This is a genomic window from Arthrobacter sp. 05N429 (assembly GCF_056397045.1).
In genome coordinates, this window is the sequence record NZ_JBFTMQ010000003.1 from 217,930 (window position 1) to 243,666 (window position 25,737).

Sequence of the window (25,737 nt, forward strand, 5' to 3'; positions counted from 1 at the left end):
GAGCCTAGCCCCAGTTTCCCCGGCTGTGAAATGGCTCACGCGGGCGGTCTGGAAACCGCGGCGGCGCGTTTGCGGGTTGCCGAGGGTCGGGCCCGCCCGGACGGCACCGCCCCTAGGATGGACGGTATGCCCGCCGCCTCTGCCACTTTCCTGCTGTGCCCGGTCTGCCGGAACCGCCTCGGCTTCAGTGGCCCCGCCGGCCGGTCGCTGCTGTGCCCTGCCGGGCACAGCTTCGATGCGGCGAAACAGGGATACTTCAACTTCCTCGTCGGCAAAGGCACTGTTTTCGAAGCGGACACGGCCGACATGGTGGCGGCACGCTTCGACTTCCTTTCGGCCGGCCACTACCGGCCCCTCGCCGACGCTGTGGCGGACCAGGCAGCTGCGGCACTCGCCGGCGCTGCCGCGCAACGGCCGGGGACGGTGCTGGACGCCGGAACCGGGACCGGGCACTACCTCCGGGCACTGCTGGACCGGCTGGCGCTGGAGGCGACACCCGTCGAGGCGATCGGCCTGGACATTTCGAAGTTCGCCCTCCGCCGCGCCGCCAGGTTGAATCCGGAGGCCATGAACGTCGTCAGCGACGTGTGGCAGCCGCTGCCGGTCGCCGACGACGCGGTCGACGTCGTCACCGTCGTGTTTGCGCCGCGCAACGCGGCGGAGTTCGCCCGGGTGCTCCGCCCCGGAGGCCGGCTCGTCGTGGTGACCCCCCGGCCCGGCCATCTGGAGGAAGTGGCCGGCCTGGCCGGCCTGCTCGGCATCGACCCGGCGAAGGACGAACGGCTCGCGGCTTCGCTCGAGGGACAGTTCGCGGCGCACTCCGCCGAGCACCTGGACATCCCCCTCTCGCTGGCCCCGGACGACGTCGCCAGGCTGGCCCTCATGGGGCCGGCGGGACACCACCTGGACCGTCGGGAGCTGGCGTCCCGCACGGCCGGGCTTCCGCCGCTGACCGCCGTGTCGGCCCGGTTCCGGATCAGTGTTTTCGAGCTGAGCCGCTAGCCCAAGGGTTACCCAAAGGTAACGACTTGGCCACTTTCGGCACGTGATTTCCGCGGCCCTCCGCAGCCTTGGCTGTTCGGCTTAGGATGGAAGGACAGTTACTGAGGGTCTGCGCCTGCAGCCCCCGGGGCGAAGGGGGAAATGATGTTTGAATGGCTACCCGAAAACTGGTGGGCCCTGTGGCTCACGGTCTTCCTCGTGTTTGCCGTGGTGGAAATGATCACCCTGGACCTGTTCTTCATCATGCTCGGAGGCGGAGCCCTGGCCGGGCTGGTCGCCTCCCTGGCCGGCGCCGACCTTGGCCTGCAGATCGTGGCCTTCTGCGTCGTGTCGCTCCTGATGATCGGGTTCGTTCGGCCCGTCGCGCTCAAACACCTGCATAAAGGCCCGGCCGACCGCCGCAGCAATGTGGAGCGCCTGATCGGCGAATCCGCCCTGGTGATGGAGCCCGTCAGCGCCAGCGGCGGCCTGGTGAAGATCGGCGGAGACGTCTGGAGCGCCCGCTCGGAGACCGGAGTCCTGTCACCGGGCCAGCATGCGATCGTCAGCGCGATCGACGGCGCCACCGCGGTCGTCGCCCCGCAGCCGGAAACTGCGATCCAATAGCATCCGCAAGAATTCCGGCGGCCGGTACCGGCACCGGGCACGCGGCGGGACACCGCCGCACACCATAGCAAGACCAAATCTGGGGAATAGGTGATGTATGGATATCGCAGTCGCAATCGTGCTGCTGGTTCTCGTTGCGTTCGTAATTATCGTGCTGGTCCGGTCGGTGCGGATTGTCCCGCAGGCCCGCGCCGGCGTCGTCGAACGGCTGGGCAAGTACCAGCGGACGCTGAATCCCGGCCTCACGATCCTGATCCCGTTCGTGGACCGGCTGCTGCCGCTGCTTGACCTGCGTGAACAGGTGGTCTCCTTTCCGCCGCAGCCGGTGATCACCGAGGACAACCTCGTTGTTTCGATCGACACCGTGGTCTACTTCCAGGTCACCGATGCCCGCGCGGCCACCTACGAGATCGCCAACTACATCCAGGCGGTCGAACAGCTCACGACGACGACGCTCCGCAACGTCGTCGGCGGCCTGAACCTCGAAGAGGCCCTGACCTCGCGTGACCAGATCAACGGCCAACTCCGTGGCGTGCTGGACGAAGCGACCGGCCGCTGGGGCATCCGGGTCTCCCGGGTGGAACTCAAGGCAATTGATCCGCCCCACTCCATCCAGGACTCCATGGAGAAGCAGATGCGCGCCGAGCGTGACCGCCGCGCCGCCATCCTGACTGCTGAAGGCACCAAGCAGTCCGCCATCCTCACTGCGGAGGGCCAGCGCCAGTCTTCGATCCTCAAGGCGGAGGGTGACGCGAAGGCGGCTATCCTCCGGGCCGACGGCGAGGCCCAGGCCATCCAGAAGGTGTTCGACGCGATCCACAAGGGCAACCCCGACCAGAAGCTCCTGGCTTACCAGTACCTGCAGACCCTGCCGAAGATCGCTGAAGGATCAGCGAACAAGCTGTGGATCATCCCCAGCGAGGTGGGCGAAGCCCTGAAGGGCATCGGCAGCGCGCTGGGCGGCAGCAAGGACGGCCAGCCCAACGACAGCCTGTTCGGCCCGGATTCCGACGCCGCAGCGGAACCCGCCGCGGCCCGCCCGGCTGTACCCGCCGCTGCCCCGGTGGCCGGGCCTGCCGGCGGTACTGCCGGTTTCCCGGCCCGGCCGGAAGCCTAGTCACACGAGGGAACGGGGAGGCATCCGCGCGGCGGGTGCCTCCCCGTTCTGCTGCGCGGTGCCGCCGGCGCCGCGCCGGCTTTACCCGGTGTGTCCAATGCCCGTATACTTGAATATTTGTCCGGCTGGTTCAGTCCGGCGGAACAATTTAGCTTCGCTAAGCGTTGAATCCTGTGACGACTTTTCCGGTATGGATCCAGCAATTCAGCTGGTGATCAGCGCAAGGCAAACAGCAGTCCGGCGCGGCCTCACGGCCCCCGGCCAGCGCAGGGCAGTGCCCTGCGAACCGAATAGAGGGAGAGAAGATGAGCGATCGCAGCCTGCGGGGTATGCGCCTTGGCGCGCAGAGCATGGAGACCGAATCCGGTGTCGAACCGGCTCCGCGCCAGCGGGTTGAGTACCGTTGCGAGGACGGCGAGCAGGTATTCGTGACTTTCTCCTCCGAAGCGGAAATCCCCCCGGTCTGGGTATCGAAGACAGGCAAGGAAGCCCTCCTCGTCGATGGCGAACGCCCTGTGAACCTCAACGAGAAGGCAGTCCGCACACACTGGGACATGCTCCTGGAGCGCCGCTCGCTGCCTGAACTCGAGCAGATCCTCGAAGACCGCCTCACGATCCTGCGCGAACGCCGCGGCGAACGCCGCTCGGCCTAGGCACACCGCGCCACAGCACTTCAAGCAACGCGGGGTCACTGCCGGCCCATCCTGAACGATCGGATGGGCGGGAAGTGGCCCCGCGTTGCGTTAAAAGGGGCCGGGTCCGCACCGTCACTCCTGACGGTGCGGACCCGGCCCTCTGCTTATGCCCCCAGAGTGCGTATTCCGACGGCGCTTAGGCCTTGTTGCTGGGGGATTTGCCGGCGGCCTTGCGCGGAAGTTTGCCGCTGAGCGTGTTCCAGCGGGCGGTCAGGCCCCACTTGGTGACATTGATCATGGCTTCGACCACAATGTTTCCGCTCATCTTTGAGGCGCCCAGCTCACGCTCGACAAAGGTGATGGGACGTTCGACGATCGTCAGTCCAAGCTTGGCCACGCGCCAGGCCAGGTCCACCTGGAAGCCGTAGCCGACCGAGTCAACGGTGTCCAGGTTCAGCTTCTCCAGAGTGCTCCGCCGGAACGCACGGAACCCGCCCGTGACGTCCTTGATCTTCACGCCCAGCATGATCCGCGCGTAGGTGCTGCCCACCCGGGAGATCGCCTGCCGGTACAGCGGCCAGTTGACGACGCTGCCGCCGGGCACCCAGCGGGAGCCCATGGCGAGGTCCGCGCCCTGTTCCACGGCCTCGAGCAGCTGCGGAAGCTGCTCCGGCTGGTGCGAGCCGTCGGCGTCCATCTCCACGAGGACGTCGTAGCCGGCGTCCAGGCCCCACTTGAAACCCGCGATGTAGGCCGCTCCCAGTCCGGCCTTGCCGGCACGGTGCAGGACATGGACCTGGTTGTCCTCTGCGGCGATACGGTCCGCCAGCTGCCCGGTGCCGTCAGGGCTGTTGTCGTCGACAACCAGGACGTCGGAGCCGGGCACGGCAGTGCGGAGGCGCCCGAGCGTCTTGGGCAACGATTCCAGCTCGTTGTAGGTCGGGATGATCGTGAGGACACGCACAGCGGGCCTTTCCTTGAAGGGAGCGGTCAAGCGCCGGGCGGTCTGCGGAGAGCGGACACCAGGCGCAACTCTCCATTATAGGGAGTCGCCGGACCCTCGAAGGCCGAAGCTGGCCCCCGGGGCAGGTCCACCCGCCTCGGGCCAGTTGCGGCGGGCCGCGAAATACGACGCCGGAACCGTTTTCTGCTGCGAAGTGGACCCGCCCCCTGGGAGTACCCATGGCCACGACCAGAGAAGCTGCCGCGCTGGCGGCAACCTGGAACTGACCGGGGGACGTCCGGAGGTTGCGGTGCGCGCAACCCTCCGTTGCCCCTCAATGCTACGGGCAGGCCATGATCTGTCAACCGGTCCGTGACCTGCCGTTTCATCCATCGGCGCAGGCCAGGGGCGCCTTGCGGCGGGTGAAGTTTCGGTGCCGGACCGGTAGTTTACGCGGTGGCCGTCAGCCCCGGAGCGCGCCGCTGGAGAACAGTTCCCGGCCGTCCCGGACGGTCTGAAGGCAGACCGGATCGGAGCCGGTGTCCAGGGCGGGCAGCAGCGGCGTCCGTGCGCGGGGATCCGTGCTCCAGGACTGGACCCGGCCGTCGGCCACCTGGACCATGAGTTCCTCGACCTCCCACACGGCGAAACTGGCCGGGGCTCCGGGCACCAGCTGGCCGGCCATGGGGTTCCGGTACCGGGCGGCCCGCCAGCCGGCCCTCGTGTGGCCGAGGAAGGCGGCGCGGGCGGAGATCTGCTGGGCGGGGTCGTTGTGCTGCAGGCAGGCCCGGACGCTGGCCCACGGCCGCAACGGCGTCACCGGGCTGTCACTGCCGAAACAGATCGGGACGCCGGCGGCGTAGAACGAAGCAAAGGGGTTCATGCCGTTCCGGCGGGCTCCCAGGCGCTGCCGGTAGAGCCCGGCGTCTCCACCCCAGGCAGCGTCGAAGCCGGGCTGCGCGCTGACCGTCACGGAGTATCGGGCCAGCCGGCTGATGGATTCCGCGTCGGCGAGCTCGACGTGTTCAAGGCGGTGGCCCGCGGCGCGGACCTTCTGTTCGCCGACTTCCGCTGCCGCCAGGTCAAGTGCGTCCAGAGCGGCATCCAGCCCTGCGTCCCCGATGACGTGGAACCCTGCCTGGATCCCGAGCAGCGAGCACGCCGCGAGGTGGGCTGCCGCTTCCGCGACCGAGAGGTAGAGGTTGCCCCGCTCCCCCGGCGCGTCGGTGTAGTCAGACCGCAGCGCCGCGGTCCGCGACCCGATCGAGCCGTCCAAGTTCAGGTCCCCCGCCAGCCCCAGCACGGGGACGCCCAGCCCGTCCAGGATGGACCGCGCGTGGTCCGCTGAGGTGGCCAGCTCACCCCAGTAGGGCAGGATCTCCGGAACGGCGTCCGGCCCCGTGTTCCAGCCCGCTGCAAGCTGCAGGTCATCGGTGCTGCCGATGTGCGGCGCCGCCATTTCAGCCAGCGCCACGTAGCCGTTGGCTGCCGCCTCTGCGAGGGCCTGCTGCTGGTACCCGCGGAGGGCAGCGGCGGGCAGCCTGCGTGCCGCCAGCCTGGCGGCAGTGTGCGCGGCGAGCTTGACCTGGCCGCCCGCGCCGGAGCCTTCCGTTCCGTCGAGCCCGGCGGCCGCCGCCAGCGAAGAGGAGACGAGCGCCGAGTGCACATCGACGCGGGAGAGGTAGACCTTCCGTCCGCCGGCGGCGCGTTCCAGCTCCTCCTGCGAGGGCAGGGTGTGGTCCGCCCACTGGGTCTCGTCCCAGCCGTGGCCAAGCACGGTTCCGCCCGCGCTGGAAGCGGAGCAGGAGAAGCCGGCGACGGCGTCGAGCAGTTCCCGGGCGGACCGGACGCCGCTGAGCTGCAGCGAGTCCAGGGCGATGCCCGTTTCGGTGAGATGGATGTGGGAATCGACGAAGCCGGGCGCCAGGAGCGCGCCGCGCAGGTCAATGACCTCCATCGATGAATCGGCAATGGAGGTGGCTGCCTGCTCGGAGCCCACCCAGGCGACCGTGTCGCCGTCGACCAGCATCGCCGTCGCGAAAGGATCGGCGGCGGTGTAGACGGAACCGTTCCGGTACAGCGTTACCTGGTGCGGTGCGGGGGTGGCCGGTGAATCGGTCATGGGTCGGGGACTCCTTGGTCACTGGTGGCCGGCGCGGGCCGGGCGTGTTCGACGACGGTTGGGGGCGGTGTGTCCGGGTGGCCGGCTGCGGCGGTCAGGCCACGGAGGAATATGCGACGACGCCGCGCTTGATGAGCTTGATCGATTCCCCGCAGAGCCGCGCGACCCGCGGGTCGAGCGACGGGATTTTCGCCAGCTGGTCCAGGAGGTCGATGACCTGCTTCACCCACCGGACGAAGTCGCCGGCGGCGAGGTCCGTGCCGCTGAGGACGTCCTGCAGGTGCCTGCCCTTGGCCCATTTGAAGATGGGCCAGACCAGTCCCAGTTCGGGTTCGCCGGTCAGGGGAAGCTTGTTGGCTTCCTCGGTGTCCTCCAGGGCGGACCACTCATGAACCACAATGTCGACGGCGGACTCCAGGGAGATACTCGGCATTTTGGGCCGGAGCCCGCGGTCCTCACGCTTGGCCTGGTAGACCAGAACGCTGGCCAGGGCGGCAACCTCGGCGGCGTCGAGGTCGTTGAAGGCGCCCAGCCGCAGGGACTGGGAAATCAGCAGGTCCTTTTCGCCGTAGATCCGGCGCAGCCGCTGCCCGTCGGGACTGATGGTGAGCACGCCGGCGTCGGAAGTTTCCAGGTAGCCGTAGCTGGACAGGACGCCGCACACCCGGTCGAAGGTCTTGGCGATGGTGTTGGTGCGGCCCTGGATCTGGCGGACCAGGCCGTCGGTCTCCTGCCGGAGCTTCCAGTAGCGCTCCGACCAGCGCGCGTGGTCTTCGCGTTCACTGCAGCCATGGCACGGGTGGGCGCGGAGCTCCCGGCGCAGCTCCGCGATCTTCTTCTCCTGGTCCGGGAGAGCCGCGGCGCGGCCGAAGTCGTCGTTGCGGTTCGGCGGCGCCGGGGGCCGGTTCTCCCGGAGGGCGTTACGGACCGAGGACGCCAGGTCCCGCCGCGACTTGGGGACCTTGGCGTTGAAGGATTTCGGGATCCGGACCCTGGTGATCGGGGACAGCGGACCCTCCACGTCCTGGGTGCTGATCCGGCGCAGCTGGTTGTCCAGGGTCATCACGGCAGGCCGCGGTTCACGGGAATGGTGGTCGGAGCTGAGGACGACGGCGAGCCCGGGCGCCCGGCCCGTGGGAACATCCACCACATCGCCCGGGAGCAGCCGGCTCAGCGAATCCTCAGTCACGGATTTCCTGGCCCGGGATGTGGTCTTCGAGGCGTTCTTCTCGACGTCGGTGAGCGCCCGCCGGATCCGGGAGTAGTCGGTGAAGTCGCCGAGGTGGCACTTCATCGCCTTGCTGAATCCCGCCAGGGACTCCTCGCGGCTGCGCACCTGCTTCGCCAGCCCGACGACGGACCGGTCGGCCTGGAACTGGGCGAACGAGGATTCGAGGATCTCCCGCGCCCGGGGCCGGCCGAACTGTGCCAGCAGGTTGATGGACATGTTGTATGTGGGCCGGAAGCTGGAGTTCAACGGGTATGTGCGCCGCGAGGCGAGGCCGGCCACCGACGCCGGATCCGTGCCGGGCTGCCACAGGACGACGGCGTGTCCTTCGACGTCGATCCCCCGCCGGCCGGCGCGGCCGGTGAGCTGGGTATATTCCCCGGCGGTGATGTTGACGTGCGCCTCGCCGTTGAATTTGTCGAGCTTCTCCAGCACCACGGAGCGTGCCGGCATATTGACGCCGAGCGCCAAAGTTTCGGTCGCGAAGACGGCTTTGACCAGCCCGTCGACGAAGAGCTTCTCCACGACTTCCTTGAACGTGGGCAGCATTCCGGCGTGGTGGGCGGCCAGCCCGCGGAGCAGGCCGTCGCGCCAGCTCCAGAAGCCCAGGACGTCCAGGTCGTCGGAGGGGATGTCCTGCGCTGCCTCATCGACGCGCCGGGCAATGACGGCTTGCTCCTGCTCGGTGGTCAGCCACAGGCCGGCGGCGACGCACTGCGCGACGGCGGCGTCGCAGCCGGCGCGGGAAAAGATGAAGGTGATTGCGGGGAGCAGGTCCTGCCGGTCCAGGCTGGCGATGACCTGCGGGCGGCTGGCCTTCCGGACCGGGCTGCGCGCACCGGCCGGCTGGGCGTCGTCGCGCTGGCCGTGCTGGTTTCGCTGGCGCCGCTGGTTGCGGCCGCCGTGGCCGAACCTGCCACGGAAGTTCATCTGGCTCTCGGCGCGGGCCATGGAGAGCAGTTCGGGGTTGACCTCGAAGCCCGGGCGCTCGGTGACGACGGCGGCGGTGGCCGCCTTGCCCGTGGCGGCGGCCCGGGTGGACGCGGTGGACACTTCCGTTCCGACGGCAGGTGCGATCTCATCGAAGGTGGTGTCGCCGGCGAAGAGGTCCACGATTTTCCGGCCCACCATCACGTGCTGCCAGAGCGGCACGGGGCGGTGCTCGGAAACGATGACGTCGGTCTGGCCGCGCACCGTGTCCAGCCAGGCGCCGAACTCCTCGGCGTTGGAGACTGTGGCACTGAGCGAGGCGACCTGGACCTCGCTGGGCAGGTGGATGATGACTTCTTCCCAGACTGCGCCGCGGAAGCGGTCCGCCAGGTAGTGGACCTCGTCCATCACCACGAAGCCGAGGTCGGCCAGGGTGCTGGAGTCGGCGTAGAGCATGTTGCGGAGCACTTCGGTGGTCATTACCACCACCGGGGCGTCGCCGTTGATGCTCGTGTCGCCGGTCAGGAGCCCCACCCGGTCGGCACCGTACTTGTCTGCCAGTTCCGAGTACTTCTGGTTGCTCAGGGCCTTGATCGGTGTGGTGTAGAACGCCTTGAGCCCGCGCTGGAGTGCGAGATAGATTGCGAACTCCCCCACGATCGTCTTGCCGGCACCGGTGGGGGCGGCCACCAGGACACCCCGGCCGGCCTGCAGGGACAGGCAGGCCTCGCGCTGGAAGTCGTCGAGTTCGAAGGCGAGTGACCGGATGAACCCGCCCAGGTAGGTTTTGGCTTCTGCGGCCCGCTCGGCACTGGCGCGGTAGCGTTCAGACGGCGATTCCGGCCCGGGTAGTAAGGACATGCTTCCAGCCTAGTGCGCGTTGGGCTAGAGATTCTCCAGCTCGGAGCTGGGAGTCGCCTTGTCCGCCGTGGCTTCGGTCTCGGCGGCCCGTTTGATGGCGCGCCGTTCGCGCCGGCGGTCGTTGAGCAAACACAGCCCGATGGCGGCGAAGAAGAGGAGCAGCATGGGGCCGGCAAGGTAGAACATGCTCATCGCGTCCGCTCCTGGCGCAGCCATGGCGGCGAAGAGGCAGACGAGGAACACGGTGATCCGCCAGCTCTTGACGAGCTGCTTGCCTTTGACGATGCCCGCCAGGTTCAGCCCGACCAGAATCACCGGCAACAGGAAGGCTATGCCGAACGCCAGCAGGAGCCGCAGCACGAAGGACAGGTACACCTGGGCGCTGATGAAGTTGGAGCCGCCGGACGGCGTGAAATCGGTCAGCACCCGGACGGCGTTTGGAAGCACCAGCCAGGCCAGCAGGACGCCGCCCACGAACAGCGGGACTGCCGCTGCCACGAAGGACAGGGCGAGCCGTCGTTCCTTTTTGTGCAGGCCGGGGACGATGAAGGCCCACAGCTGATACAGCCAGACCGGGCTGGCGACGATCAGGCCCAGGAAGACGGACACCTGGATCATCAGGTCGAAGGAACTCGCGACGCCGTCGAAGTTCAGCGTGGCCTGCCGGCCCTCATGCGTGTTGAGGTCGCTGATCGGTTTGATCAGCGCCTCAAGCATGGGCTGATAGACGAGGAACCCGACGACGGTTCCGAGGACGACGGCGATCGCCGACTTGAAGAGGCGGTTCCGCAGTTCTTTCAGGTGGTCGAGGAGCGCCATCCTCCCCTCGGGGTTCGACCGGCGGCTCATGGTTACTGCCACGCGGTGTTAGGCGCGGTTCGGCGGCGGAACGTCGGTTCCGTCTCCGGCGCGGGTCTCCGTGCCGGCGGACTTCGGGTGGTTCACGACACGGCCCTCAACGGGGTCGGAGCCGTCCGCGGCGTCCGTGGCGCCGTCCTTCTTCATCTCCCGGACTTCCGACTTGAAGATGCGCATCGACTGGCCGAGGCTCCGGGCCATGCCGGGCAGCTTCGGTGCAGCGAACAGCACCAGTGCCAGAATGATGATGATGATGAGATGCCAGCCTTCAAGCCTCATGGCGGGAGGTCCTTTCGTTGAAATACATCCTACGTCTATGTCTAATTGAATTCGATGTCGCGCAGCCGCTGGGGCTGGCCGCGGTCCGTCTTGCGCTGGACGCGCCGCCTGCGGCGGGCTTCCTGACGGGCGAATTTGGATGCGCGGTAATCATGTCCCATCTGGACGGGTGAGGCAAAAACGGCGGATCCGGGTTCCGGCAGGGGGCTGGATCCGTCCCCCGCGTCATCGCCGTCCGAGCCTACGCGGCCGACATGAACAGCGGTTGAACCGAAGGCGCCCGGGCCGGACGGGACGGCGGAGAACCGCTCCCCCGCTTCTCCGAGTTCCTTGGCCGCGGCCATGAACTGCCGGTACAGCCGGACGCCGAGCACAACGAAGAACAACAGCGACAGCGCGACAAGCGCTATCCAAATCACGATCCAGGACCACCAAGGCATGCTGAGTAGTCTAGCCGCCGCGCTGGCTAGTCTTCATATTGGGCGAGGGCGGCGGACAGCCACTGGCGGGAGGTCGCCGCAAGCTCTTCCGGCTGGACAATACGGGCGGTCCCGCCGTGCTGGGCCACGAACATCGGGAGCCAGTCAGTGCTGCCGAAGCGGATTTCGGCCAGCAGCCCGCCGTCAGGCAGTTCCGCCGTCCGCTCCGCGTAGTACTCATCGGCGAGGCCCGTGCCGCGGCGGGTGAGTTCGACCACTACCACTGCGTCGTCGTCGTTGGGGGTGAAGAGCTTGACGGGGAAACTGTCGCCGGGCTTTGCGGACTCCGAGACGGGCAGGCTGTTGGGTTCCAGCGCTTCGATCCGGTCCAGCCGGAAGTTGCGCAGGCCCTGTGCGGAGTGGCAGTAAGCCTCGAGATACCAGGTGTTGTCCAGCGAATAGAGCCGCAGCGGGTCGATGGCACGGTCGGAGACGGTATCCCGGAGCGGCGAGAAATAGCGCAGCCGCAGCTGGGCGCCCGTCCGGATCGCTTCCCGCGCCGTTTCCAGGGCGGCGGAGTTGCCGGGGCCCACCTCGGGGGCGGACAGGGCTGCCGCCTTGAGCCCCTCCTCCCCGGCCGCCGCCATGAGCTTAAGCGTGACGGATTCCAGCGCGCTGCCTTCGGCAAGTTCGGGCAGGCCGTTGAGCGTTTCCAGCCCGGTCAGCAGGGCGCAGGCCTCCTCGACGGTGAAGCGGACCGGCCGGTTCAGGTCGAGGTCCTGCGTGATGGTGACGTGGTCGTCGTCCCACTGGATGTCCAGCAGGTCGTCCGGGTAGCCCTCGGGCAGGCCGGAGCAGATCAGGATCCGCAGGTCCGCCTCGAGCTCCTTGCGGGTGATCCCGAAGTTTGCGGCCACTTCGCTGATGTGAAGGCCCTGGTTGTGCACCAGGAACGGCACGAGCTGCAGCATCCGGGTCAGCTGGTCCTCGGAGGTGCGTTTACGGCCGCGGCGGGGTGCACCGCCTTGCGAGGAAGCGGACAGGGAGGAGGCCGCGGGGAAAGCGACCGACGGGACAGGGGCCGAGGCGAACCGTTCGGCGGCCGCCAGGCGGCGCCGCACGGACGTGACGAGCTCGGGCGGGGACACCACACGGACCCGCGGCCCGTAGGAAGCGAGTTCCTCGGCCAGGGTCTCCGCGTCCCGGTATGGCACGCTGAGGCGGTCCCGGCCCGCTTTGGGCAGTCCGGCCCCGGGTTCCGCAACGGGAGCGCTGAGGGCCCGGGTACGGAGGCCATGCAGCCTGCCCGCCTGGACGTCCAGGACTGCGGTGCTCACCGGCAGCTCCGCCAGTGAGGCCAGCTCGGAACGCACGTTGAAGTCCGCCGGCGGGGTGAAGCTTTCCTTTTCCAGCACGGTCACTGCGGACGTGAGGCGGGAGAGGCGGAAGAAACGCTTATCCCCGCGGGTCCTGTCCTGGGCAACGAGGTACCACTGGCCGAAGCGGCTGCCGAGGCCCCACGGCTCCACCAGGCGTTCCTCCTCCTTGCCCGTGCTGCCGGCGAGGTAGCGGAAGCTGACGGGGTGCTGGGCGTGCATGGCAGTGACCAGGTCTTCGAAGGCCTGGCCGGCGGGACGGATCCGTGGCTGAACGCCGGCAGGGAGCTCGGCGTCGACCAGTCCGCCGGAGGCCTGGAGCTTGCGCACCGCGTTGACGGCGGCCGAGCCGAGGGCCGCGTGCTCCCAGAGCTGGGCCGCGAGGATGAGGACGGTGCACTCTGCCGGCGTGAGGCTGACGTCCGGCAGCCGGTTGGATTCCTTGCCGATCCGGTAGCGGGTGGTCGCCGGATCGTCGGACCCCCAGCCCTTGTCCGTGACGGTCTCGACCTCGAAGCCGAAGTGCCGCAGCTCGCCCTTGTCGCGTTCGAACATCCGGCCGAAGGCCACGTCGGTGCTGGTGCTGTCGCGGTAGACCTTGTCCCGCAGCTCACTGCGGCGCAGGCCGTAGGTGGTGTTGAGCAGCGCGATGAGCAGGTTCAGGAGGCGTTCTGTACGTGAGGCGGACACCCCGCAAGGGTACTAAAGTCCCTGCCCGAAACTGACAAAAAGCGCGGTAACAACCGGAAGAACTTTCCGATTGTTACCGCGCTTTGTGCAGTACGTTCGCGGGCGGGTGGTGGGCCCACGCCCGCCGGGTTCCCTGTCCGAGCTTGCGAGGATAGGGGGCGGGTGGGGACTAGCGGACGCCGACGAGGTCGACGACGAAGATCAGGGCCTCGTTGGGGCCGATCGCTCCGCCGGCTCCGCGGGAGCCGTAGGCCAGCTCGGAAGGGATTTCCAGCCGGCGGCGGCCGCCGACCTTCATGCCCAGCAGGCCCTGGTCCCAGCCCTGGATGACCTGGCCGACGCCGACGCGGAAGTCCAGCGGTGCCCCGCGGCCCCATGAGGCGTCAAACTCTTCGCCGGTGGACCAGGCCACGCCGACGTAGTGGGTGGAGACGGTGTCCCCGGCCTTGGCTTCGGCGCCGTCGCCTTCGATCAGGTCGGTGATGACCAGCTCGGTGGGCACGTCGCCTTCGGGGAACTCAATTTCCGGCTTCTGGCGGTCGATGTTGCGCTGTCCAAATGACATGGTTGCTCCTTCGTTGGCTTGGGTGGTGGTGCTGGGTGAGGTGGTTACTTGACGCCGAGGATGTCGACGACGAAGACGAGGTCGCCCTTAGCGTCGCCCTGGCCTTCCGCGCCGTAGGCAAGGTCCTGGGGGATGACGAGGAGGACGCGGGAGCCGACTGTCTTGCCGGCCAGGCCCTGGGTCCAGCCCTTGATGACGCCGGTGAGGGGGAAGGTGGCTTTCTCGCCGCGGTCGAAGCTGGAGTCGAAGACCTTGCCGCCGGCCAGCGCAACGCCGACGTAGTTCACGGTGAGGGTGTCGGTTTCCTTGACCTCGGGGCCGGTGCCCTTGATGAGGTCCTGGGACACCAGTGCGGTCGGGGCGGCGACGCCCTCGACGGAGATTTCCGGGATGCCCTTGTCGTTGTCCTTGACGGTCGGCAGGCCTGCCGGCGGGGTGACAGTCTCACCCTCGGGCTTGTCCAGGACCGGCGGGGCGTCCTTGGCGGAGAGCACCTTGACGACTAGGAGCTGGGTGGGCTTCGCTTCGGCGCCCTCGGCAGCTGCGGCGCCGGGAACGGCGAGGGCCAGGTGGGAGCCTACCTTCGCGCCCACGAAGGCGTTGTAGATGACGGCGCTGCTGGTCTTGAGCTCGTCGTTCAGTTCGAGCTCTTCCGGATCCTTCGGGAAGGTGTCCTCCAGGGTGGAGCCGTCCTTGCCGCTGAGGGCAACGATGGAGATGGAAGCAATCTGGTTCGCCTTGACCCGGTCGCCGTCGCCCTCCGTGACCACCTTGACAGTGGGTTCCTTGACCTCGAGGGGCTTGGCGAATTCAACACCGGGCGCCTTCTTGTCGCCGTTCTCCGTCAACTTGATGGAGTCGAGCTTGGCGGTCTCACCGGCGGACTGGCTGGTGGGTTCCGGGGCGGCAGGTTCACCGCCGCCGCAAGCAGTCAGCAGCAGCAGTCCGGGAAGAAGAATTGCTAGTAGTCGGCGCACTTAAGAACTTTCGTCGGGGCAGGATGGACGCCTCGCCGGGCAGGTGCCAGCGGCAAAGCAAGCGTTGGCCGCGAACGGCACCATTCCAGAATAACGCGGAAAGCTGGGTATCAGCCCATAGAGTTCAGCAGGGCATCCACGCGCTCGTCGACGCTGCGGAACGGGTCCTTGCACAACAGGGTCTGGTGGGCGCGGTCGTTGAGCTTCAAATGCACCCAGTCCACGGTGTAGTCGCGCCCCAGTTCCTGTGCCCGGCGGACGAAGTCGCCGCGCAGCTTGGCGCGGGTGGTTTGCGGCGGTGCGTCCACAGCGTCCTTGACCGCGGTATCGTCCACCACGCGGCGCACGGCCCCGCGGGACTGCAGCAGGTAGTAGAGGCCGCGTGTGCGGGAGATGTCGTGGTAGGTCAGGTCCAGCTGCGCGATCCGGGGCGCGTCGAGGCCCAGGTTGTGCCGTTCGCGGTAGTTGTCCATGAGCTTCTTCTTGATGGCCCAGTCCACTTCGGTGTCGATCTTGCTGGTGTCGCCGAGTTCGATCGCGTCCAGTGTGCGTTCCCAGAGGTCCAGGATCAGCGGGACGTGCGCATTGTGGGCGCCGTTTTCCGCGACGAATGCTGTCACCTTGCCAAGGTATTCGCGCTGGATTTCCAGGGCGGTGAGCTGCCGGCCGTTGGCGAGCCGGACCAGGGCGCGTCCGCTGAGGTCATGGGAGATTTCGCGGATGCTGCGGATGGGGTTCTCCATCCGCATGTCGCGCATGATGACCCCGGCCTCGATCATCCGCAGGATGAGGTCGACGGTCCCGACCTTGAGCAGCGCCGTCGTCTCGGACATGTTGGAGTCGCCCACGATCACGTGCAGCCGGCGGTAGAACTCGGCGTCGGCATGCGGCTCGTCGCGGGTGTTGATGATCGGGCGGGACCTCGTCGTGGCGGAGGAGACGCCCTCCCAGATGTGGTCGGCGCGCTGGGAGAACGCGAACGTGGCCCCATGCGGGGTCTTGAGGATCTTGCCGGCGCCGGCGATCAGCTGCCGGGTCACCAGGAACGGGATCAGGATCTCGGCCAGCCGGGAGAATTCGCCGCGCCGCGGGATGAGGTAGTTTTCATGGCTGCCGTAGGAGTTCCCGGCGGAGTCGGTGTTGTTCTTGAAAAGGTATACGGTGCCGTTGAAGCCTTCTGCCGCGAGCCGTTCCTGCGCCTCGTCGACGAGGTCGTCCAGGATCAGTTCCCCGGCCCGGTCGTGCGCGATCAGCTGGGCGAGGTCGTCGCATTCCGCGGTGGCGTACTCCGGGTGGGATCCGACGTCGAGGTACAGCCTGGACCCGTTGGTCAGGAACACGTTGGAGGACCTCCCCCAGCTGACCACCTTGCGGAACAGGTAGCGGGCCACCTCTTCGGGGGCCAGCGGACGGGACTCCGGGCTGGAATAGGAAATCCCGAACTCGGTTTCGATGCCGAAAATGCGCTTGTCCATCTCAGTTCTCCTCAGCCAGCAATGCCGTGATGTCTGCGTCCTCGAGCCGGCGGAAGGCGCGGCGGGTGCCGCGGCTGCTTTCCGAGCCGCGGTCCAGGACGGCCACCTCCACGGCCGACGCCGGGAGCGTGGTGGTCTCCTTGTCCGCGACGAGGCCGGACAGGGCGAGCCTGATGGCGCCGGCAAAGTCGAGTTGGCCCTGCCAGCCCGCTGCGACCGCTTCCGAGACCTTGTCCGCCTGGCCGCCCATCACAATGAAGCCGTTCTCGTCGGCGATCGACCCGTCGAAGGTCAGCCGGTAGAGGTGGTCCTCCTCCGGGGAGTTCCCCACCTCGGCCACGGCCAGTTCAACCTCGAAGGGCTTCTGTTCTGCCGTGAACACCGCACCCAGGCTTTGCGCGTAGACGCTGGCGAGGCCCCGGGCCGTAACGTCCTCCCGGTCGTAGGAGTAGCCGCGCACGTCGGCGTACCGCACCCCGGCCTGGCGGAGGCTTTCGAATTCGTTGTACTTCCCGACGGCCGCGAACGCGATCTTGTCGTAGATTTCCCCGATTTTGTGCAGCGAAGGGGACGGATTCTCGGCCACGAGGGCGATCCCGTCGCGGCAGCTGATGACCACCACGGAGCGCCCTCGCGCGATGCCCTTCCGCGCGAAATCCGCGCGGTCCTTCATCAGTTGTTCGGGCGATACGTAGAACTGCTGGGTCATCTCAGGCCTCCCGCTGGGCCGCGGCCCTGGACTCTATGATGGTGGCCGCCCTCGCCGCGAGCTCGCGCTCCGGAACGCGGAAGGCACCTGTTCGGTTGACGATGTAGACCACCGGCCAGAGCTGCCGGACGGGGTCCGGGCCGCCGGTGGCGGAGTCGTCGTCGGCGGCGTCGTAGAGCGCCTCGACCGCGACGGCGACGGCCTCCTCCTCGGTGAGGTTGGGCCGCCAGAGTTTCTTGAGCGCGCCGCGGGCGAACATCGAGCCCGAACCGACGGAGTGGTGCTCCTGCTCCTCATACCGGCCGCCCGTGACGTCATAGGAGAAGAGCCGTCCGACGCCGGCCGGCCGGTCGAAGCCCGCGAACAGGGGCACCACCGCGAGTCCCTGCATGGCCATTGGCAGGTTGCTGCGGATCATGGCCCCGAGGCGGTTGGCCTTGCCGTCCAGGCTGAGGAGTGTCCCCTCGATCTTCTCGTAGTGTTCGAGTTCGACCTGGAAGAGCCGGGTGATGTCGAGGGCGATGCCCGCGGTCCCGGCGATGCCGAGCACCGAAAACTGGTCCGCCGGGAAGACTTTCTCGATGTGCCGGCTGGCGATGATGTTGCCCATGGTGGCGCGCCGGTCCCCTGCCATCAGCACCCCGCCGGCATAACCCAGCGCGACGATCGTGGTCCCGTGCGGCGCCTGCAGGGGTTGTGCTGTGCCCACTGCGGCTGCCCCCGCACCAAGGTGCTGGCCAAACGGCAGCAGATCGGGGCGTTGGCGCTGCAGATGTTCAGTGAAGGAGGACGTGGCGTTGGCTGCTACCTGGTTGGCTGTGGTTTCCTGCACTGGTGCACTCCCTCAACGTAGTGAATCAACGACTTCCGGCACTCAGCCCCGTGTCGGCGCAACCCCTGGGCCGCCGTGGTCCGGCCGGCCTACTGGCCGCCCTTTTGGACGAACGCCCGGACGAACTCTTCGGCGTTGGACTCCAGCACACCGTCGATCTCATCGAGCAGATCGTCGACGCCCTGGGTGGCGGCCGATGCCTGTCCCTCCGCCGGGGCCGGCGGGGCGGCGGGGATGTCCTCGTCGACTTCGGTGTCCCGCGGCTGCGGCTGCTGTTGCTCCTGGCCTGCCATTGTTTTCTCCTTCTGTCCGTCCCGTCTGCGCGAGGGACATCCTGTAAGCCATATTGCCACGCCCGGGGCCGCTGCGGGACTCTTTGTCCCTAGGAACCGGGTGGGAGTCCCAGCAGTTCGGAGAGGAACGGTCCCGCTTCGCGGTGACGGGCGAAGAGCCCCCCGGTGAGGGCCTCGGTTCCGCGCAGCGGTTCGCGGGTGGGGACCCGCTGAAGCCTGCCGCGGCCGGGCACATCGAAGATCACGGAGTCCCAGCTGGCGCCGACGACGTCGGCCCCGAAGCGGCTGACGCACCGGCCCCGGAAGAACGCCCGCGTGTCCGACGGCGGTTCGGTGACCGCCCGCTGGATGGCGCCGTCGTCGACGAGCCGCTGCATCCGGTCACGTGCCAGCAGGCGGTAATAGAGTCCCTTTTCCGGCCGGATGTCCGCCCACTGCAGGTCCACCAGGCCCAGCCGTGCGTGGCCCCAGTCGAGTCCGTCACGTTCCCGGTAGCCGTCCAGCAGCGAGAGCTTGGCCAGCCACTCCACGGAGGACGCGGCTGCCGCCCGGTCGCTGCCCAGCTCCGTCAGTGTCGCCTGCCAGCGTTCAAGCACCTGATGCGTGTGGCCGTCCCCGTCCACGGCGTCGGCGACGCCGGTGTCCTGGGCGTGCTTCGCGGCCGCTTCGTAGTAGATCCACTGCAGGTCCAGGGCGGTGATCCGCCGCCCGTCGAGCAGCCGGAAGGTGGCCGTGAGTGAGGTGTCATGGCTGACGGCCTGCAGCGCGGCTACCGGCTCATGGACTTCGAGCCGGGGCGCCAGGCCGGCCTCGATCAGGCTCAGCACCATGGCGGTGGTGCCGAATTTGAGGTAGTTGGAGGCCTGGCTGAGGTTGGCGTCGCCGATGATGACGTGCAGCCGCCGGTATTTGTCGGCCGTCGCGTGGGGTTCGTCGCGGGTGTTGATGATGGGGCGGCGAATGGTGGTCTCAAGGCCCACCTCGGTCTCGAAAAAGTCCGCCCGCTGGCTGATCTGGTAGCCGGGCCGGGAGCCGTCCTGCTTCATGCCGACCCGGCCGGCCCCGCAGATGATCTGGCGGGTGACAAAGAAGGGTGTCAGGCCGCGCACGATGTCCCCGAACGGCACATTGCGGGGCATGAGGTAGTTCTCGTGGGAGCCGTAGGACACCGACTTGTTGTCGGTGTTGTTCTTGTAAAGATTGACTGGGGGCAGTTCAGGGTCCCCCGCCAGCCGGCGCACCGCCGCCAGGGCCACGAGGTCTCCGGCTGCGTCCCAGGCGACCGCGTCGCGCGGGTTGGTCACTTCCGGGCTGGAGTATTCGGGGTGGGCATGGTCGACGTACAACCGGGCGCCGTTGCCGAGGACCATGTTCATCAGGAGCGTGCCGGATTCGTCCTCGCCGTCGGCCTCCAGTTCCTGCCGCCCGTAGGCGAGGGCGACAGCCTCGGCGTCGAGGACGGGAGGCTGGTCGGTCAACTGGTCGGGGTCCGCCTTGCTGCGCTCCAGCGTCCAGCCCCGGGCGTCATGCAGCGGTTCCTCGTCGGTGTAGTCCCAGCGGGTTTCGGCGCCGCCGGCGGCGCGCTGCCGTGTCACCTGGGCGTAGGCCTGGATCACCCGGGCGGACATCATCGTGGCGTTGGCCCCGGGGGCAGAGGGTGCGTGGATGCCGTACTCGGTCTCCGACCCCATGACCCGCATGGCTCCGCCAGCCGGCAGCCCGCCCGAATCGGCGGCCGGCCGGCCGGGAACTGCCGTCACAGGTACTGGCCCGTGGTCGGCATCGTCTCGATGGACTTGCCGGGCTCCTGCCCCGCCTTGCCCTGGACGATGGTGCGGATGTAGGTGATGCGTTCGCCCTTCTTGCCCGAGATCCGTGCCCAGTCGTCCGGGTTGGTGGTGTTGGGCATGTCCTCATGCTCGCGGAACTCGTCGACGACGGCGCGCAGCAGGTGGTCGATCCGGATGCCCTTCTGGCCCACGGTGAGCAGGTCCTTGATGGCGTACTTCTTGGCCCGGTCCACGACATTCTGCACCACGGCACCGGAGTTGAAGTCCTTGAAGTAGAGCATTTCGGTGTCGCCGTTGGCGTACGTGACCTCGAGGTATTCGTTGGACTTTTCGGTGGAGTACATGGCCTCGACGGTGCGCTGGACCATCGCATCCACCGTGGCCTGGACATCGCCGTGGTGCTCGGCGAGATCGGACTCGTGGAACGGCAGGTCGGCGGTGATGTACTTGTTGAAAATGTCGGCCGCGGCCTCCGCGTCGGGGCGGTGGATCTTGACCTTGACGTCCAGCCGGCCCGGCCGCAGGATGGCGGGGTCGATCATGTCCTCGCGGTTCGACGCGCCGATCACGATCACGTTGTCGAGCCGCTCCACGCCGTCGATCTCGCTGAGCAGCTGCGGGACGATGGTCGTTTCGACGTCGGAGGAGATGCCGGTGCCGCGGGTGCGGAACAGCGAGTCCATTTCGTCGAAGAACACCACCACGGGGCTGCCCTCGGAGGCCTTTTCGCGGGCGCGGGCGAAGATCAGCCGGATGTGCCGTTCGGTCTCTCCGACGTACTTGTCCAGCAGTTCCGGGCCCTTGATGTTCAGGAAGTAGCTCTTCATGTCCGTCTTGCCGGTGCGCTCGGCGGCCCGGGCCGCGAGCGAATTGGCGACGGCCTTGGCAATCAGCGTCTTTCCGCAGCCCGGGGGGCCGTAGAGCAGGATTCCCTTGGGTGCCTTGAGGCCGTGTTCGCGGTAGAGGTCCGGGTGCAGGAACGGCAGTTCCACGGCGTCGCGGATCTGCTCGATCTGCGGTCCCAGCCCGCCGATGTCCTGGTAGGTGATGTCCGGCACTTCCTCGAGGACCAGGTTCTCCACCTCGGAACGCGGGATCTTCTCGAGGGCGTAACCGGTGCGGGAATCGATCGAGAGGGCGTCGCCGACGCGGAGCTTCTGCGCGAGCAGGGGCCCGGAGAGCCGGATGACCCGTTCCTCGTCCGCGCGGCCGACCACCAGGGCACGGTCCGCGCCGAGCAGTTCCTTGAGCGTGACGAGGTCCCCGGCCCGTTCGTAGCCCAGCCCGGCGACCACCAGGAGGGCCTCGTTGAGAAGGACCTCCTGGCCGACAGCAAGCTGGTTCATGTTGACCAGCGGGCTGATGCCCACGCGCATCTTGCGGCCGGCGTTGAAGATGTCCACGGACTCTTCGGTGGCGGCCTGGCCGCCGTTGCCGGCGGCGGGGTGACGTTTCGGGTTCAGCTGCAGCACCGTGCCGAAGCTGTACGGCGGCTGGCCCTCCTGGTCGAGGGCATTCTTCAGCCGGAGGATTTCCTGCTTGGCGGTCTCCAGCATGGCCACGAGCTTGGAGTTGTTCTGCGTGGCGGCGGCGAGCTGGCGGTCAATATGCCGGAGCTTGTCCCGGAGGATATTGACCTGCCGCTCGGCCACGGACAGTTCGCCGGCGCCGTAGCGGTCAGCGTCGGCGTGCGTTTGTCCCGCGGCTGCTGCCGCGTCCTCTGCCGGTGTCAGGCCCGGATCGGTGTTCGGAGTCTCCATCGTGCATCAGCCCCTTCCTACGCTTCTATTAAGACATTAGCCCCAAGAAGCCGGGTGCCGCTGAAGTCTTCCGAAATACGGACTACTTCGTAATATCCGGATCGTCCTTGACATTGGTTCCGGCGATGGCGTCCCGGGCGGCCCGGCGCAGCTTCTTGTCCGAGACGGCGCGCTCCCCCACGGCCCCGGGGGTCCAGGCATTGACGTCCTCTTCGTTGAAGTCGGTCTTGGAGGGCCGGCGCTTCACGGAGATGCCCGTGACGCCGTCGGCCAGCCGCCGGGTGACCAGCAGGAAGCCGGTGTGGGCGACCATCCGGTGGTCCGGACGGACTGCCAGGCCCTCGAGGTGCCAGCCACGGACCATGGATTCCCAGGCATCGGGTTCGGTGAAGCGGCCGTCGGCGCGGATGGCCTCCGCGGTCCGGGACAGCTGCGTCACGGTGGCGACGTAGTTGATCCACACGCCGCCCGGTGCCAGCACGGTGGCGACGGCGTCGAGGCATTCCCACGGGGCAAGCATGTCCAGCACCACGCGGTCCACCGAGCCGGGCTCTTCGGTGCGGACCACTTCCTCCTGGAAATCGCCAAGGGAGATCTGCCAGGCCGGGTGCGGGCCGCCGAAGATCGTCTCGACGTTGCCGCGGGCGATGTCGGCGAATTCCTCCCGACGTTCAAAGGAGTGCAGGTAGCCGTTGTCCCCGACCGCGCGGAGCAGCGAGATGGACAGGGCGCCGGAGCCGACGCCCGCTTCCACGACGCGTGCGCCGGGGAAGATGTCCGCCATGGTGACGATCTGGCCGGCATCCTTGGGGTAGACGACCGCTGCGCCGCGGGGCATCGAGAGGACGAAGTCCGAGAGCAGGGGCCGCAGCGTCTGGTATTGCTGGCCGACGTTGTTGACCACCACAGAGCCGTCCGGCTTGCCGATGATTTCGTCGTGGTTCAGGAAGCCGCGGTGCGTGTGGAACGCGCCGCCGGCTTCGAGGCTGATCGTGTTCATGCGGCCGCGCTCGTCGGTGAGCTGCACACGCTCGCCTTCCCGGAAGGGTCCGCGGCGGCGCGCTGCGCCCACCGGGGCGGCGGTAGCAATCGTTGCTGCGCGGCCGGCTGTTCCGGTGTCGTCCGGGCTGGTGCCTGCGGCGGTGTCGCTGCTCATGAAAATGTTCCTCGCTCCTGTAAAGCTGTGTGGCCGCGGATGGTGCCGGCGTGCCGGCGGCTCGTGCCCGGGGCCTGAACCCCTGATGGGAAATGCAAGGCCGGAAATACACGACCGGCAGGTAACTCTACCGGCTTTGGCCGTACATCCGTTTGCCGGCGCCTTCACCCTTGCCCGTGAGGGCGCCCAGGACGGCGGATTGCCGCAACAGGCCGGTGACGGTTCCGTCCCGGTCGACGACGGCGTACTCCATGCCCTCGAGCTGCGCCAGGTACTGGATCAGTTCCTGTCCCTTGGACCACTCGGGCACGTAGGCTCCCGCACCAAGGGCGTAGGACACCGCCGTGAGGGGTGTGGCGGCGGTGGCGGCCGCGGGAACAGTGGCGAGGGCACCGGCGTCGACCACTGCTGACGGACGTCCGTCATGGCGGTACAGCACCACGGCGGGAGCCGTCCCGGTGGCAGGATCCGGTGCCAGCGCCAGCACATCGGCCACAGTGGCCGACTCCGGGAGGCCCACTGCGCGCTCGGCGAGGGCGCCGGCTTCCACGCCCGGCAGCCGGCCACGCAGGCGGGCCTGCTGGATTGAGGCGCTGGCACCCATCCAGAGGAAGCTGCACACAAGGAGAGTGATGAGCGCCATGAACAGGTCCGGCTCGCCGCCACTGAGCAGCGGCAGGGCCACGAACCAGGCCACGAGGGCAATCACGATGATGCGGCCGCCCCAGCCGGCAGCCACGGTGCCCTTTTCCTGGCTTCCGGTCAGCTTCCAGACGGCTGATTCGACCAGCCGGCCGCCGTCCAGCGGCAGCCCCGGGAGGACGTTGAAGATGCCGATCAGCAGGTTGGCCCAGACAAAGATATTGGCCAGGATTCCCGGCACCCCCGTGAGGTCGCCGGCGGTCAGCAGGAGCCAGCCTGCGCCCGCGAGGACGAAGTTCGCGGCCGGTCCCGCCATCGCAACCAGGACGGAGCGACCAGGAGAGGCAGTGAAGCTCTGGAACTCGGTGTGGCCGCCCCAGAGGTTGAGGACAATTTTCTCCGTGGGCCAGTGGAACAGCTTGGCGGTCAGGGCGTGCGCGAGCTCATGCACGAGGACAGAGATCAGCAGCAGCAGCGCGTAGGCGAAGGCGACGAAGAAGGCGGTGACGCCGAGGCGGGGATAGTCGTTCTGCAGGACGGGCCCGAACGCGATCACCGTGAACGCCGCAATGATGAACCACGAGTAGGCGAGGATCACGGGGATGCCGGCGATGCGGCCCAGCGGGATTCCCTCTTTGCGGCCCTGTTTCCGGGGGTCCTGGCCGCTGCGGCCCTGGGTGTCGGTGTCAGTCATGGACCGGCTCCGGCGCGGAGCCGCGGGCCAGGCCGAGGGTCGCTTCCGGGAACTCGTGGCGCAGGGCGACGAGCTCTTCGAGGTCGGCCACAGTTCGCCCTTCCAGGGTGTCCCACATGGCATGGCGGGGATCGTGCGGCAGCGGCGCGATGTGCGGAATGGCGACCGTCGGCACCCCGGAGGCGACGGCGGCGGCCACGCCCGGCTTGGAGTCCTCCAGCGCGATGCAGTGGTGCAGGCCGAGGTCAGGGTCCTGCTCCTGCAGCAGTCCGACCGCCGTGAGGTAGGCCTCGGGATGCGGCTTGCCCTGCGTGACGGTGTCGCCAGTGACCAGGAAGTCGAAGTAGGGCCTGGGCAGGCTGCCCACGATCTCCCGGGCCAGCGGGGCCTCGGACATGGTCACGAGGACACAGCGGATGCCCGCGGTGTGGAGTTCTTCCAGCAGTTCACGGGCGCCGGGCCGCCAGGGCACGGAGGTGCGGACCTGGCTGATGACGTGGGCCGTCAGGATGTCGATGATCTCCCGGCGCTCCAGCGCGACGCCGGCTTCCTGCAGGATCCCCGCGGAGAAGACGAGGGACTGGCCCACCAGCTGCATGGCCTTCTCGTGGGACCACTGCCCACCGTGCGCGGTGACCAGGGCGTGTTCGGCTTCGATCCAGTACGGCTCGGTGTCGACAATGGTGCCATCCATGTCCCAGAGCGCGGCTTTGAGGAGGGGCTGGGAAGCTGAGGATTGCATGTTTTCCAGTCTACGGTGCCGTGCTGTGAGGGGCCGGATACTACGCCTACGGCGAATATCGGCTGCCCGCCAGCGATTCCCGGCGCTTCATTCCATGCGTGGTCCGGGTCCTTGGACGTAGGGTGAAGGGATGAATAGCTTCGAGGTAGACCCCACGGAAACGGGCGACGTGCCCGAGCCGGAACGGCTGCTGCAGCCCGTACCCGAGGGACAGCGCATCACGGTGCTGCTCGCGGCCTTCGAAGGCTGGAACGACGCCGGGGAGGCTGCGAGCGATGCTTTGCGCTACCTCAACAAGCTCTGGGGCGGCAAGAAAGCCGGTTCGATCGACGCCGACGAGTATTACGACTTCCAGTTCACCCGGCCCACGATCCGCCGCACGGCGTCGGGTGAGCGGAAAATCAAGTGGCCCTCGACCCGGATTTTCAAGGCGAGTGTTCCCGATTCCAATGTGGACGTCATCTTCGTCCAGGGCACGGAGCCGTCCTACAAGTGGCGTGCGTACACCGCCGAACTGCTGGTCCATGCCGAGGCGCTCCACGTGGACTATGTGATCCTGGTCGGTGCGCTCCTGGCCGACGTGCCGCACAGCCGCCCGATTCCGGTCAGTTCTTCCACCGATGACCCTGCGCTGCGGGAGCGGATGGACCTCGAGGCCTCGCAGTATGAAGGGCCGGTGGGGATCGTCGGGGTCCTCGCGGAGGTCGCGCTGCTGGCCGGGCTGCCCACCGTCTCGCTGTGGGCCGCTGTGCCGCATTACGTGGCGCAGGCGCCCTCCCCCAAAGCGCAGCTCGCGCTGCTGCACCGGATCGAGGAGCTGCTGCAGGTTCCGCTCGACACCCAGGAACTCGTCGAGGAGTCCGACGCGTGGGAGCGCGGCGTCGATGAGCTCGCCACCGAAGACCCCGAGATCGCGGCGTACGTGCGCCAGCTGGAGGAAGCGAAGGACACCGCCGACCTTCCGGAGGCCAGCGGCGAGTCGATCGCCCGGGAGTTCGAGCGCTACCTCAAGCGCCGCGGCAAGGACAAGCCCTAG

23 protein-coding genes are annotated in these 25,737 nt (G+C 67.8%); 5 read left to right on the forward strand and 18 right to left on the reverse strand.

Translation table 11 applies throughout. From position 1 onward, the window contains the following. Positions 1 to 126 precede the first annotated feature (126 nt). The 4 genes from AC1DF4_RS07950 to AC1DF4_RS07965 all read left to right on the forward strand — a co-directional run bounded on the left by AC1DF4_RS07950 (position 127) and on the right by AC1DF4_RS07965 (position 3,378). The gene (locus tag AC1DF4_RS07950; RefSeq protein ID WP_476912371.1) at positions 127 to 1,002 is read left to right on the forward strand and encodes a methyltransferase domain-containing protein; all 876 of its coding nucleotides are present in this window, start codon (positions 127 to 129) and stop codon (positions 1,000 to 1,002) included. Positions 1,003 to 1,146: 144 nt separating this feature from the next. Next, the gene (locus tag AC1DF4_RS07955; protein ID WP_224046535.1) at positions 1,147 to 1,608 is read left to right on the forward strand and encodes an NfeD family protein; all 462 of its coding nucleotides are present in this window, start codon (positions 1,147 to 1,149) and stop codon (positions 1,606 to 1,608) included. A gap of 97 nt (positions 1,609 to 1,705) precedes the next feature. Further along, complete coding sequence (locus AC1DF4_RS07960; protein ID WP_476912372.1) at positions 1,706 to 2,725, forward strand: SPFH domain-containing protein; 1,020 nt, start codon at positions 1,706 to 1,708, stop codon at positions 2,723 to 2,725. A 305-nt stretch (positions 2,726 to 3,030) separates the two neighbouring features. Then, the gene (locus tag AC1DF4_RS07965) at positions 3,031 to 3,378 is read left to right on the forward strand and encodes an RNA polymerase-binding protein RbpA (protein ID WP_056429445.1); all 348 of its coding nucleotides are present in this window, start codon (positions 3,031 to 3,033) and stop codon (positions 3,376 to 3,378) included. Between the two features lie 178 nt (positions 3,379 to 3,556). Here AC1DF4_RS07965 and AC1DF4_RS07970 read toward each other — a convergent pair whose 3' ends face one another. The 18 genes from AC1DF4_RS07970 to AC1DF4_RS08055 form a co-directional block, all read right to left on the reverse strand. Further along, the gene (locus tag AC1DF4_RS07970; RefSeq protein WP_476912373.1) at positions 3,557 to 4,324 is read right to left on the reverse strand and encodes a polyprenol monophosphomannose synthase; all 768 of its coding nucleotides are present in this window, start codon (positions 4,322 to 4,324) and stop codon (positions 3,557 to 3,559) included. Between the two features lie 442 nt (positions 4,325 to 4,766). Then, entirely contained in the window at positions 4,767 to 6,425 is a 1,659-nt protein-coding gene (locus tag AC1DF4_RS07975; protein ID WP_476912374.1) for an amidohydrolase, read from the reverse strand. 94 nt (positions 6,426 to 6,519) lie between these two features. Next, positions 6,520 to 9,444 (reverse strand): DEAD/DEAH box helicase, encoded by a 2,925-nt coding sequence (locus AC1DF4_RS07980; RefSeq protein ID WP_476912375.1) that lies wholly within the window; start codon positions 9,442 to 9,444, stop codon positions 6,520 to 6,522. 24 nt (positions 9,445 to 9,468) lie between these two features. After that, positions 9,469 to 10,263: a twin-arginine translocase subunit TatC gene (gene tatC, locus AC1DF4_RS07985; RefSeq protein WP_476912526.1), complete on the reverse strand. Its 795-nt coding sequence runs from the start codon at positions 10,261 to 10,263 to the stop codon at positions 9,469 to 9,471. A 48-nt stretch (positions 10,264 to 10,311) separates the two neighbouring features. Further along, positions 10,312 to 10,581, reverse strand: coding sequence for a Sec-independent protein translocase subunit TatA (tatA, locus tag AC1DF4_RS07990; protein ID WP_224046530.1), 270 nt, complete (start codon positions 10,579 to 10,581; stop codon positions 10,312 to 10,314). A 41-nt stretch (positions 10,582 to 10,622) separates the two neighbouring features. Then, positions 10,623 to 11,021 (reverse strand): hypothetical protein, encoded by a 399-nt coding sequence (locus AC1DF4_RS07995; RefSeq protein WP_476912376.1) that lies wholly within the window; start codon positions 11,019 to 11,021, stop codon positions 10,623 to 10,625. A 26-nt stretch (positions 11,022 to 11,047) separates the two neighbouring features. Continuing rightward, positions 11,048 to 13,066: a helix-turn-helix transcriptional regulator gene (locus AC1DF4_RS08000; RefSeq protein ID WP_476912377.1), complete on the reverse strand. Its 2,019-nt coding sequence runs from the start codon at positions 13,064 to 13,066 to the stop codon at positions 11,048 to 11,050. Between the two features lie 169 nt (positions 13,067 to 13,235). Continuing rightward, a complete protein-coding gene (locus AC1DF4_RS08005; protein WP_224046527.1) occupies positions 13,236 to 13,631 on the reverse strand; it encodes an FKBP-type peptidyl-prolyl cis-trans isomerase in 396 nt (131 codons plus the stop codon). Positions 13,632 to 13,675: 44 nt separating this feature from the next. Next, complete coding sequence (locus AC1DF4_RS08010; RefSeq protein ID WP_476912378.1) at positions 13,676 to 14,608, reverse strand: FKBP-type peptidyl-prolyl cis-trans isomerase; 933 nt, start codon at positions 14,606 to 14,608, stop codon at positions 13,676 to 13,678. A 110-nt stretch (positions 14,609 to 14,718) separates the two neighbouring features. Further along, positions 14,719 to 16,083 carry a Pup--protein ligase gene (gene pafA, locus AC1DF4_RS08015; protein WP_476912379.1) on the reverse strand — a complete coding sequence of 455 codons (1,365 nt, stop codon included), beginning with the start codon at positions 16,081 to 16,083 and terminating at the stop codon, positions 14,719 to 14,721. Position 16,084: 1 nt separating this feature from the next. Then, positions 16,085 to 16,792, reverse strand: a complete 708-nt coding sequence (gene prcA, locus AC1DF4_RS08020; protein WP_224046524.1) for a proteasome subunit alpha — start codon at positions 16,790 to 16,792, stop codon at positions 16,085 to 16,087. A 1-nt stretch (position 16,793) separates the two neighbouring features. Beyond that, positions 16,794 to 17,624, reverse strand: a complete 831-nt coding sequence (prcB, locus tag AC1DF4_RS08025) for a proteasome subunit beta (protein WP_476912380.1) — start codon at positions 17,622 to 17,624, stop codon at positions 16,794 to 16,796. An 89-nt stretch (positions 17,625 to 17,713) separates the two neighbouring features. Further along, positions 17,714 to 17,917 carry a ubiquitin-like protein Pup gene (locus tag AC1DF4_RS08030; protein WP_441404106.1) on the reverse strand — a complete coding sequence of 68 codons (204 nt, stop codon included), beginning with the start codon at positions 17,915 to 17,917 and terminating at the stop codon, positions 17,714 to 17,716. Between the two features lie 89 nt (positions 17,918 to 18,006). Further along, positions 18,007 to 19,617 (reverse strand): depupylase/deamidase Dop, encoded by a 1,611-nt coding sequence (dop, locus tag AC1DF4_RS08035; RefSeq protein ID WP_476912527.1) that lies wholly within the window; start codon positions 19,615 to 19,617, stop codon positions 18,007 to 18,009. Between the two features lie 56 nt (positions 19,618 to 19,673). Then, positions 19,674 to 21,467 (reverse strand): proteasome ATPase, encoded by a 1,794-nt coding sequence (arc, locus tag AC1DF4_RS08040; protein WP_476912381.1) that lies wholly within the window; start codon positions 21,465 to 21,467, stop codon positions 19,674 to 19,676. Between the two features lie 82 nt (positions 21,468 to 21,549). Beyond that, positions 21,550 to 22,623 (reverse strand): tRNA (adenine-N1)-methyltransferase, encoded by a 1,074-nt coding sequence (locus tag AC1DF4_RS08045; RefSeq protein ID WP_441404104.1) that lies wholly within the window; start codon positions 22,621 to 22,623, stop codon positions 21,550 to 21,552. 127 nt (positions 22,624 to 22,750) lie between these two features. Further along, entirely contained in the window at positions 22,751 to 23,959 is a 1,209-nt protein-coding gene (locus AC1DF4_RS08050; protein WP_476912382.1) for a site-2 protease family protein, read from the reverse strand. Next, positions 23,952 to 24,701 carry an HAD family hydrolase gene (locus tag AC1DF4_RS08055; RefSeq protein ID WP_476912383.1) on the reverse strand — a complete coding sequence of 250 codons (750 nt, stop codon included), beginning with the start codon at positions 24,699 to 24,701 and terminating at the stop codon, positions 23,952 to 23,954. Before AC1DF4_RS08055 ends, AC1DF4_RS08050 begins: the two co-directional genes overlap by 8 nt. Positions 24,702 to 24,831: 130 nt before the next feature. Here AC1DF4_RS08055 and AC1DF4_RS08060 point away from each other — a divergent pair, with 130 nt between their 5' ends. After that, complete coding sequence (locus AC1DF4_RS08060; protein ID WP_476912384.1) at positions 24,832 to 25,737, forward strand: PAC2 family protein; 906 nt, start codon at positions 24,832 to 24,834, stop codon at positions 25,735 to 25,737.

What these genes read in the sequence shown, in the direction of transcription:
- AC1DF4_RS08005 (WP_224046527.1), bottom strand. Translation starts at nt 13,631, where the DNA reads ATGTCATTTGGACAGCGCAACATCGACCGCCAGAAGCCGGAAATTGAG.
- tatA (WP_224046530.1), bottom strand. Translation starts at nt 10,581, where the DNA reads ATGAGGCTTGAAGGCTGGCATCTCATCATCATCATCATTCTGGCACTG.
- AC1DF4_RS07995 (WP_476912376.1), bottom strand. Translation starts at nt 11,021, where the DNA reads ATGCCTTGGTGGTCCTGGATCGTGATTTGGATAGCGCTTGTCGCGCTG.
- AC1DF4_RS07980 (WP_476912375.1), bottom strand. Translation starts at nt 9,444, where the DNA reads ATGTCCTTACTACCCGGGCCGGAATCGCCGTCTGAACGCTACCGCGCC.
- AC1DF4_RS07950 (WP_476912371.1), top strand. Translation starts at nt 127, where the DNA reads ATGCCCGCCGCCTCTGCCACTTTCCTGCTGTGCCCGGTCTGCCGGAAC.
- dop (WP_476912527.1), bottom strand. Translation starts at nt 19,617, where the DNA reads ATGCGGGTCATGGGGTCGGAGACCGAGTACGGCATCCACGCACCCTCT.
- AC1DF4_RS08045 (WP_441404104.1), bottom strand. Translation starts at nt 22,623, where the DNA reads ATGAGCAGCGACACCGCCGCAGGCACCAGCCCGGACGACACCGGAACA.
- AC1DF4_RS08050 (WP_476912382.1), bottom strand. Translation starts at nt 23,959, where the DNA reads ATGACTGACACCGACACCCAGGGCCGCAGCGGCCAGGACCCCCGGAAA.
- AC1DF4_RS07965 (WP_056429445.1), top strand. Translation starts at nt 3,031, where the DNA reads ATGAGCGATCGCAGCCTGCGGGGTATGCGCCTTGGCGCGCAGAGCATG.
- tatC (WP_476912526.1), bottom strand. Translation starts at nt 10,263, where the DNA reads ATGGCGCTCCTCGACCACCTGAAAGAACTGCGGAACCGCCTCTTCAAG.
- AC1DF4_RS08060 (WP_476912384.1), top strand. Translation starts at nt 24,832, where the DNA reads ATGAATAGCTTCGAGGTAGACCCCACGGAAACGGGCGACGTGCCCGAG.
- prcA (WP_224046524.1), bottom strand. Translation starts at nt 16,792, where the DNA reads ATGACCCAGCAGTTCTACGTATCGCCCGAACAACTGATGAAGGACCGC.
- AC1DF4_RS07975 (WP_476912374.1), bottom strand. Translation starts at nt 6,425, where the DNA reads ATGACCGATTCACCGGCCACCCCCGCACCGCACCAGGTAACGCTGTAC.
- pafA (WP_476912379.1), bottom strand. Translation starts at nt 16,083, where the DNA reads ATGGACAAGCGCATTTTCGGCATCGAAACCGAGTTCGGGATTTCCTAT.
- AC1DF4_RS08030 (WP_441404106.1), bottom strand. Translation starts at nt 17,917, where the DNA reads ATGGCAGGCCAGGAGCAACAGCAGCCGCAGCCGCGGGACACCGAAGTC.
- AC1DF4_RS07960 (WP_476912372.1), top strand. Translation starts at nt 1,706, where the DNA reads ATGGATATCGCAGTCGCAATCGTGCTGCTGGTTCTCGTTGCGTTCGTA.
- AC1DF4_RS07955 (WP_224046535.1), top strand. Translation starts at nt 1,147, where the DNA reads ATGTTTGAATGGCTACCCGAAAACTGGTGGGCCCTGTGGCTCACGGTC.
- AC1DF4_RS08055 (WP_476912383.1), bottom strand. Translation starts at nt 24,701, where the DNA reads ATGCAATCCTCAGCTTCCCAGCCCCTCCTCAAAGCCGCGCTCTGGGAC.
- arc (WP_476912381.1), bottom strand. Translation starts at nt 21,467, where the DNA reads ATGGAGACTCCGAACACCGATCCGGGCCTGACACCGGCAGAGGACGCG.